The following is a 7,318-nucleotide window of genomic DNA, read 5'->3' on the forward strand; positions in this document are numbered from 1 at the left end:
CGCGCAGCAGCAGAGCACCACCCCGGCCGCCCCGAGCAGCAGCGCCACGCCGCCGCCGTCGAGCGAGGCCCCGGCCCCCTCGGACGGCTCGGTCGACGCCGAGACCGCGAAGCAGATCCAGGCCGCGAAGGCGGTGCGCCAGGACCCGAAGCTGATCGGTGCCGACGGCCAGGCGAACCAGGAACTGGTCGCGAAGGCGATGGCGTCGCTGACCTGCGCGCCGAACGCCAAGGACGCCCTCGAAGGCAACGACGACCCGAAGCTGCCGCTGGTCGCCTGCGGTGACCACAACACCTACAAGTACCTGCTGGAGCCGGAGTTCCTGCCGGGCACCGAGATCGCGGACTCGAACTCGGGCTACGACTCGCAGCGCGGCCAGTGGGTGGTGAACCTCAGCTTCAAGAGCGCGGGCACCAAGACCTGGGCCGACTTCACGTCGAAGAACCAGGGCCAGCAGGCGGCGTTCGTGCTCGACACGCAGGTCGTGTCCGCGCCGAACATCCAGGTGGCCATCCTCGACGGCAACACCCAGATCACCGGCAAGTTCACGCAGTCCGAGGCGAAGGACCTCTCGGACATCCTCAAGTACGGCTCGCTGCCGCTGTCGTTCGCCTCTTCGGACGCGACCACGGTGTCGGCGACCCTCGGCCTCGCGTCGCTTCAGGCCGGCCTGATCGCCGGCGGCATCGGCCTGCTGGTCGTGTTCGTCTACTGCCTGTTCTACTACCGGCTGCTCGGCGTGCTCACCATCCTGTCGCTGGCCCTGTCCGGCGCGCTGGTGTTCGCGGTGCTGGTGCTGCTCGGCCGCTGGATCGGCTACACGCTGGACCTCGCGGGCATCGCCGGCCTGATCATCGCCATCGGTATCACGGCGGACTCGTTCGTCATCTACTTCGAACGGCTCAAGGACGAGATCCGGGAGGGCCGGACGTTCCGGTCCGCGGTGCCGCGCGGCTGGGTCCGCGCCCGGCGCACCATCCTGGCGTCGGACGCGGTGAGCTTCCTGGCCGCGGCCATCCTGTACGTCATCGCGGTCGGCGACGTCCAGGGCTTCGCGTTCACCCTCGGCATGTCCACGGTGCTCGACCTGGTGGTCGTGTACCTGGTGACGCACCCGCTGGTGGCCATGGTGTCCACGTCGAAGAACGCGTTCCTGTCCAATCCGAGGCACCTGGGCCTCGGCGCCGTGCAGCAATTGGGTTCGCAGCGGAAGAAGGCGACCTCGGTCGGCCGCGCGAACGTGAAGGAGGCCTGACGTGGGGGTCGAAGAACTGGGCACGGACGCCGAGGGCAACGCCAAGGTGGCGGCCAAGCCCGGCAAGAAGGAAAGCGTCTTCCACCGGCTGTACGTCGGCACCGGCGCGTTCGACGTCGTCGGCAAGCGCAAGCGCTGGTACATGTTCTTCGCCGCGCTGGTGCTGGTGTGCCTCGCGTCGATGGTGTTCCGCGGCTTCAACCTCGGCATCGAGTTCGAGGGCGGCACGCAGATCCAGATGCCGGCCAACGGCATCCACGGCGTGATCACCGAGGAGCAGGCGAAGGAGTCGTTCCAGAAGGCGCTCGGCCGGCCGGCCTCGGAAGCGCAGAAGGTCGGCACCGGCAACGCGGCGACCATCCAGATCCGCACCGACACCCTGAACGCGGCCGACGTCGCGAAGCTCAAGCAGGGCCTGTTCGCCGACCTCGGGCCGAAGGCCGGCAACGGCCAGCCCAGCGCGCAGACGATCAGCGACAGCGCGGTGAGCGCGTCGTGGGGCGGGGAGATCTCGCAGAAGGCGCTGATCGCGCTCGGGGTGTTCCTCGTCGCGGTCGTCATCTTCCTGGCGATCTACTTCGACGCGCGGATGGCGGTGGCGGCGCTCATCTCGCTGCTGCACGACATCCTGGTCACCGCGGGCGTGTACTCGCTGATCGGCTTCGAGGTGACGCCGGCCACGGTGATCGGTCTCTTGACGATTCTCGGGTTCTCGCTCTACGACACGGTGGTGGTGTTCGACAAGGTCCGCGAGAACACGCGCGGCCTGCTCGGGCTGACCCGCCGCACCTACGGCGAGGCCGCCAACCTGGCGCTGAACCAGACCCTGATGCGGTCGTTCAACACCGCGTTCATCGCGCTGCTGCCGATCCTGGGCCTGCTGATCGTCGGGTACGTGCTGCTCGGCTCGGGCACGCTGCAGGACCTGGCGCTGGTGCAGCTGACCGGTACCCTCGTCGGCGTCCTGTCGTCGGTCGCGCTGGCCACGCCGCTGCTGGTCGACTTCAAGATGCGCGACCCGAAGTACGCGCAGCAGGCCGAGCGCGTCCGCCAGCGCCGCGCCAACCAGGAGCGCAAGGCGGCGGGCGAGGCGGACTTCGACGCCACGGACGACGACGAACTGGCCAAGGAGCTGCGCAAGGAGAAGGCGTACGCGGCTGCGGCCAGCGTCCCCGCCCGGATCCAGAAGCAGCGCCCGCAGGGCAAGCCGTCCGGCAAGCGGAAGCGCTGACGTGCAGCTGGACGACGCCCTCGGCCTGATCGCCGAGGTGCCGGACTTCCCGGGGCCCGGCGTCCTGTTCCGCGACCTGAGCCCGCTCTTCGCGGACGCGGGCGCGTTCAAAGCGGTGACCGACGCGCTGGCGGGCACGCTCGACCCTGGAGTCGAGCTGCTCGCCGGCGTGGAGGCCCGCGGCTTCCTCCTCGCCGCGGCCGTCGGGTACGCCCGTGGCCTCGGCGTGGTGCTGATCCGCAAGCCGGGCAAGCTCCCCCAGGTGGCAGGCCGGGTGGACTACGCACTGGAGTACGGCACGGCAACGGTCGAGCTACCCGCCGGCGTGGTCCGCCCCGGCCAGCGCATCGCAATCCTGGACGACGTCCTGGCGACGGGCGGCACGGTGGCCGCAACCGGAAAGCTCCTGGAGGACGCGGGCGCGGTCGTCGACAGCGTGTCAGTGGTCCTGGAGCTGGCCGCACTGGGCGGCCGCGAGGTCCTCGCAGACCGCAAGGTCCACGCCCTGCAAACCTGCTGACGGGACGCCGGGCACGCAACCCGCACGGGCACCCCACCCAGGCCTCCCCGCAACCCCGATCCGAAGCCCGAACACGGACGGTGGCGCCGGGTCAAGGCACGCTTTCCCGCCTTGACGCGGCACCACCGTCCGTAGTCACAATCGGGCATCGGGGTGGTGGGCCACCCAGATAGCAAAGCCGCTGGTCGCAGCCTCGCTATCCCCCTGAACGGGCGCACCCGAGAGGGCCACGAGGCGCAACGGCTACCCTGGTGGTCCGAAGGCCGCACGAGCAGCAGGAGGTGCGGGTGAGCCAGGAGCTCGACGCCGCGGTGCCCCCGAAACAGGGCGCCCAGCAGAACGGGCAGGCGGCGGCACAGCCCGCGTCGCCGAAGCCGAACGGCGCGGCGCCGAACCCGTCCGCGACCCGCCGCGTCCGGGCGCGCCTCGCCCGGCGGATCACCGCGCAGCGCGCCGCCCCGGTCAAGCAGGTCCTCGAGCCCCTCGCCGTCATCCACCGCGAGCTGCACCCCAACGCCGACCTCGGGCTGCTCCAGCGCGCCTACGACGTCGCCGAGGAGCTGCACCGGAACCAGCGGCGCAAGTCCGGCGACCCCTACATCACGCACCCGCTCGCCGTCGCCACCATCCTCGCCGAGCTGGGCATGGACACCACGACCCTGGTTGCGGCGCTGCTGCACGACACGGTCGAGGACACCGGTTACGCCGTCGAGAGCCTGAAGGCCGACTTCGGCGAGAAGGTGGCCGAGCTGGTCGACGGTGTCACGAAGCTGGACAAGGTCAAGCTCGGGACGTCCGCCGAGGCCGAGACCATCCGCAAGATGGTCATCGCCATGGCCAAGGACCCGCGCGTCCTGGTCATCAAGCTCGCCGACCGGCTGCACAACATGCGCACCATGCGCTTCCTGCCGCCGGAGAAGCAGGCCCGCAAGGCCCGCGAAACGCTCGAAGTGCTCGCCCCGCTGGCCCACCGGCTCGGCATGGCCACGGTCAAGTGGGAGCTGGAAGACCTCGCGTTCGCGATCCTGCAGCCCAAGAAGTACGACGAGATCGTGCGCCTGGTCGCCGACCGCGCCCCCTCGCGGGACATCTACCTGCGGTCGGTCATCACCGACCTGACCAGCAACCTCGTCTCCTCGCGGATCACCGCGAAGGTCGAGGGCCGGCCGAAGCACTACTACTCGATCCACCAGAAGATGATCGTCCGCGGCCGCGACCTGGACGACATCCACGACCTGGTCGGCGTCCGGATCCTGGTCGAGGACGTCCGCGACTGCTACGCGGCGATGGGTGTCGTGCACGCGCTGTGGCAGCCGGTGCCCGGCCGGTTCAAGGACTACATCGCGCAGCCGCGCTTCGGTGTCTACCAGTCGCTGCACACCACGGTGATCGGCCCGGACGGCAAGCCCCTCGAGGTGCAGATCCGCACGTACGAGATGCACCGCACCGCCGAGTACGGCATCGCCGCGCACTGGCGCTACAAGGAAACCAAGGGCACGCACAACGGCAACGCGATGGACGTCGACGAGATGGCGTGGATGCGCCAGCTCCTCGACTGGCAGCGCGAGGCGGCGGACCCGGGCGACTTCCTCGAGTCCCTGCGCTACGAGCTGGCCTCCCGCGAGATCTTCGTGTTCACGCCGAAGGGCGACGTGATCACGCTGCCGGTGGAGTCGACGCCGGTCGACTTCGCCTACGCCGTGCACACCGAGGTCGGGCACCGCTGCATCGGCGCCCGCGTCAACGGCCGCCTGGTGGCGCTGGAACGCAAGCTGGAGAACGGCGAAGTCGTCGAGATCTTCACGTCGAAGGCGGAGAACGCGGGCCCGAGCAGGGACTGGCTGCAGTTCGCCGGCTCGCCGAAGGCGCGCGCGAAGATCCGGCAGTGGTTCGCCAAGGAACGCCGCGACGAGGCGATCGAAGGCGGCAAGGAAGCCATCACCAAGGAGATCCGCAAGGTCGGCTTGCCGATCCAGCGGCTGGTCTCCGCGGAGTCGATGGGCGCGGTCGCCACCGAGCTGCGCCACGCCGACATCTCGTCGCTGTATGCGGCGGTCGGCGAGGGCCACACCAGCGCGAAGCACGTCGTCCAGCGGCTGGTCGCGCTGATCGGCGGCGTCGACGCGGCGGAGGAGGAGCTCGCCGAGCGGGCCACGCCGTCCACGGTGACCCGCCGCCGCGGCTCCAACGACGTCGGCGTCGTGGTCAAGGGCGCCAGCGACGTGTGGGCGAAGCTCGCCCGCTGCTGCACCCCGGTGCCGGGCGACGAGATCCTCGGCTTCGTGACCCGCGGTGGCGGCGTCTCGGTGCACCGCACGGACTGCACGAACGCCGGTGACCTGCAGTCCCAGCCCGAGCGGCTGGTCGAGGTCGAGTGGGCGCCGTCGGCGTCGTCGGTGTTCCTGGTGGCCATCCAGGTCGAGGCGCTCGACCGGCACCGGCTCCTCTCGGACGTCACCAAGGTGCTGGCCGACGAGAAGGTCAACATCCTGTCGGCCTCGGTGACGACGTCCCGCGACCGGGTCGCGGTCAGCCGCTTCTCGTTCGAGATGGGCGACCCGAAGCACCTCGGCCACGTCCTCAAGGTGGTCCGCGGCGTGGAAGGCGTCTACGACGTCTACCGCGTGACGTCGGCGTCCTAGGGCACCCACGACCCGTCGACGGCGATCCCGGCGGCCGCGGCGATCCGGTCGCGCGATTCCCGCAGCCGGGCGCGCAGGGCCGGCAGGTCGACGCCGAGCAGCCGGCCGTCGCGCTTGACCGCTTCGCCGGCGACGAAGACGCTGTCGACGAGCCCGGGGTGACCGGCGGAGACGAGGGTGCCCGCCGGGTCGCCGACGGGGAAGACGGACAGGTCGTCGGCGTCGAGCAGGACCAGGTCGGCGTCCTTGCCGACGGTCAGGCTGCCGGTCTGGGCTTCGCGTCCGCAGGTCCGCGCGCCGTCCAGGGTGGCGAACCCGAGGACGTCCCGGGCTGGGATGCCGCGCTCGACCGCGAACAGCGTGCGCATGGCGCCGAACAGGTCGCCGCCGGCGGACGGGCAGTCGTCGATCGACAGCGACGGCCGCAGCCCGGCGGCCAGCGCCCGGCCGGCGACGAGCGGTTCGAAGCCCATCTTCAGCTCGACGTCCGGGCTGATCGATACCGAAGCACCCGCGTCGGCGAGCATCGCCAGCTGGTCGTCGGAGAGGCCGTTGCCGTGGACGATCGTCGTGCGGTCGTCGAGCAGGCCGCGCTCGGCCATCCCGGCGATCGGCCGGTCGCCGTGCCGCCAGCCGCCGGTGCCGTGGACGTGCGTGCTCACCGGGAGCCCGAGTTCCCGCGCCAGCGCGACGTCCGCCGCGGTCTCGTCCATTGTGGACATCACGGGTCCGCGCAGGCCCAGCGCCATGTCGTCGCCCGGCAGCAGGTTCCGCACGCGCCGGATCTCCGGTTCGACGTCCGGCCCGTCGGCGCCGTAGCAGAAGATCGAATGGCCGGGTGCGTCGTGCAGGCCGGCGATCGCGGCGTCGGCGTTCTCCGGGGCGGTGGCGCAGTGGAACCAGTCGAGCATGGTCGTGACGCCGGAGCTGAGCGCTTCCAGGCGGCCGAGCAGGTTGCCGAGGTAGACGTCTTCGGGCCGGTAGTGCGGCTTGAGCGTGCCGTGCACGGCGGTGCGGTACTGGTCGAACGTCCAGCCGGCGCCGACCCCGCGGAACGCCGTCTGCCAGGTGTGGCGGTGGGTGTCCACGAAGCCGGGCAGGACGAGCTTTCCGGTGGCGTCGACGACTTCGGCGCCGCCGACGTCGAGCGCGGGGGCGACGGCGGCGATCCGGCCGTCCTCGATGAGCACGTCACCACGCGGGAGCGTGCCCACGGCGGGATCCATGCTGAGCACCACGCCGCCCTGAACCAAGGTCTTCATCGGTGTCCTTCCCCAAGAGTTGACGTGTCAACTCTAGCGTAGACTGACGGCATGGCGGAGCTGAGCACCGAGGACTGGGCGTTCTGGGACACCTGGATGCGCGCCCAGCGCCTGCTCGTCCGCGAACTCGACCGGGGGCTGCAGCGCGACTGCGGCATCTCGAAAGCCGAGTTCAGCGTGCTGATGACGCTGAGCGCGCCGATGCGCGTCGGCGAGCTGGCCGACGCGCTCGACTGGGAGAAGAGCCGCGTCTCGCACCTGCTCACCCGCATGGAGAACCGCGGCCTGGTGGCGCGGGCCGAAGACGGCGCGACCGGCCGCCGCACCGGGGTCGAGCTGACCGCCGAAGGCCGCCGGACGGCCGAGCGCGCCACCCGGGCTCACGGCGGCAACGTCCGCCGGCTCGTC

6 protein-coding genes are annotated in these 7,318 nt (G+C 70.8%); 5 read left to right on the forward strand and 1 reads right to left on the reverse strand.

Going from position 1 to position 7,318, the window contains the following annotated elements:
* From secD to G3I65_RS28600, 4 genes are all read left to right on the forward strand, one after another.
* The coding region (gene secD / locus G3I65_RS28585; RefSeq protein WP_160698857.1) for a protein translocase subunit SecD at positions 1-1,255 on the forward strand (1,255 nt) is incomplete at its 5' end.
* Position 1,256: 1 nt separating this feature from the next.
* On the forward strand, positions 1,257-2,486 hold the full coding sequence (secF, locus tag G3I65_RS28590) for a protein translocase subunit SecF (RefSeq protein ID WP_160698858.1): 1,230 nt from the start codon (positions 1,257-1,259) through the stop codon (positions 2,484-2,486).
* 1 nt (position 2,487) lies between these two features.
* A complete protein-coding gene (locus G3I65_RS28595; RefSeq protein WP_160698859.1) occupies positions 2,488-3,006 on the forward strand; it encodes an adenine phosphoribosyltransferase in 519 nt (172 codons plus the stop codon).
* A gap of 287 nt (positions 3,007-3,293) precedes the next feature.
* Entirely contained in the window at positions 3,294-5,648 is a 2,355-nt protein-coding gene (locus G3I65_RS28600; protein WP_125315218.1) for a bifunctional (p)ppGpp synthetase/guanosine-3',5'-bis(diphosphate) 3'-pyrophosphohydrolase, read from the forward strand.
* Here G3I65_RS28600 and G3I65_RS28605 read toward each other — a convergent pair.
* Positions 5,645-6,910, reverse strand: a complete 1,266-nt coding sequence (locus tag G3I65_RS28605; protein ID WP_160698860.1) for an amidohydrolase family protein — start codon at positions 6,908-6,910, stop codon at positions 5,645-5,647. The two genes, G3I65_RS28600 and G3I65_RS28605, sit on opposite strands and share 4 nt — an antisense overlap.
* 51 nt (positions 6,911-6,961) lie before the next feature.
* On the opposite strand from G3I65_RS28605, the gene G3I65_RS28610 reads away from it, so the two are divergent.
* A partial coding sequence (locus G3I65_RS28610) for a MarR family winged helix-turn-helix transcriptional regulator (protein WP_160698861.1) occupies positions 6,962-7,318 on the forward strand: 357 nt, incomplete at its 3' end.

It is taken from the genome of Amycolatopsis sp. SID8362, from assembly GCF_010550475.1.
GTDB lineage: Bacteria > Actinomycetota > Actinomycetes > Mycobacteriales > Pseudonocardiaceae > Amycolatopsis > Amycolatopsis eburnea.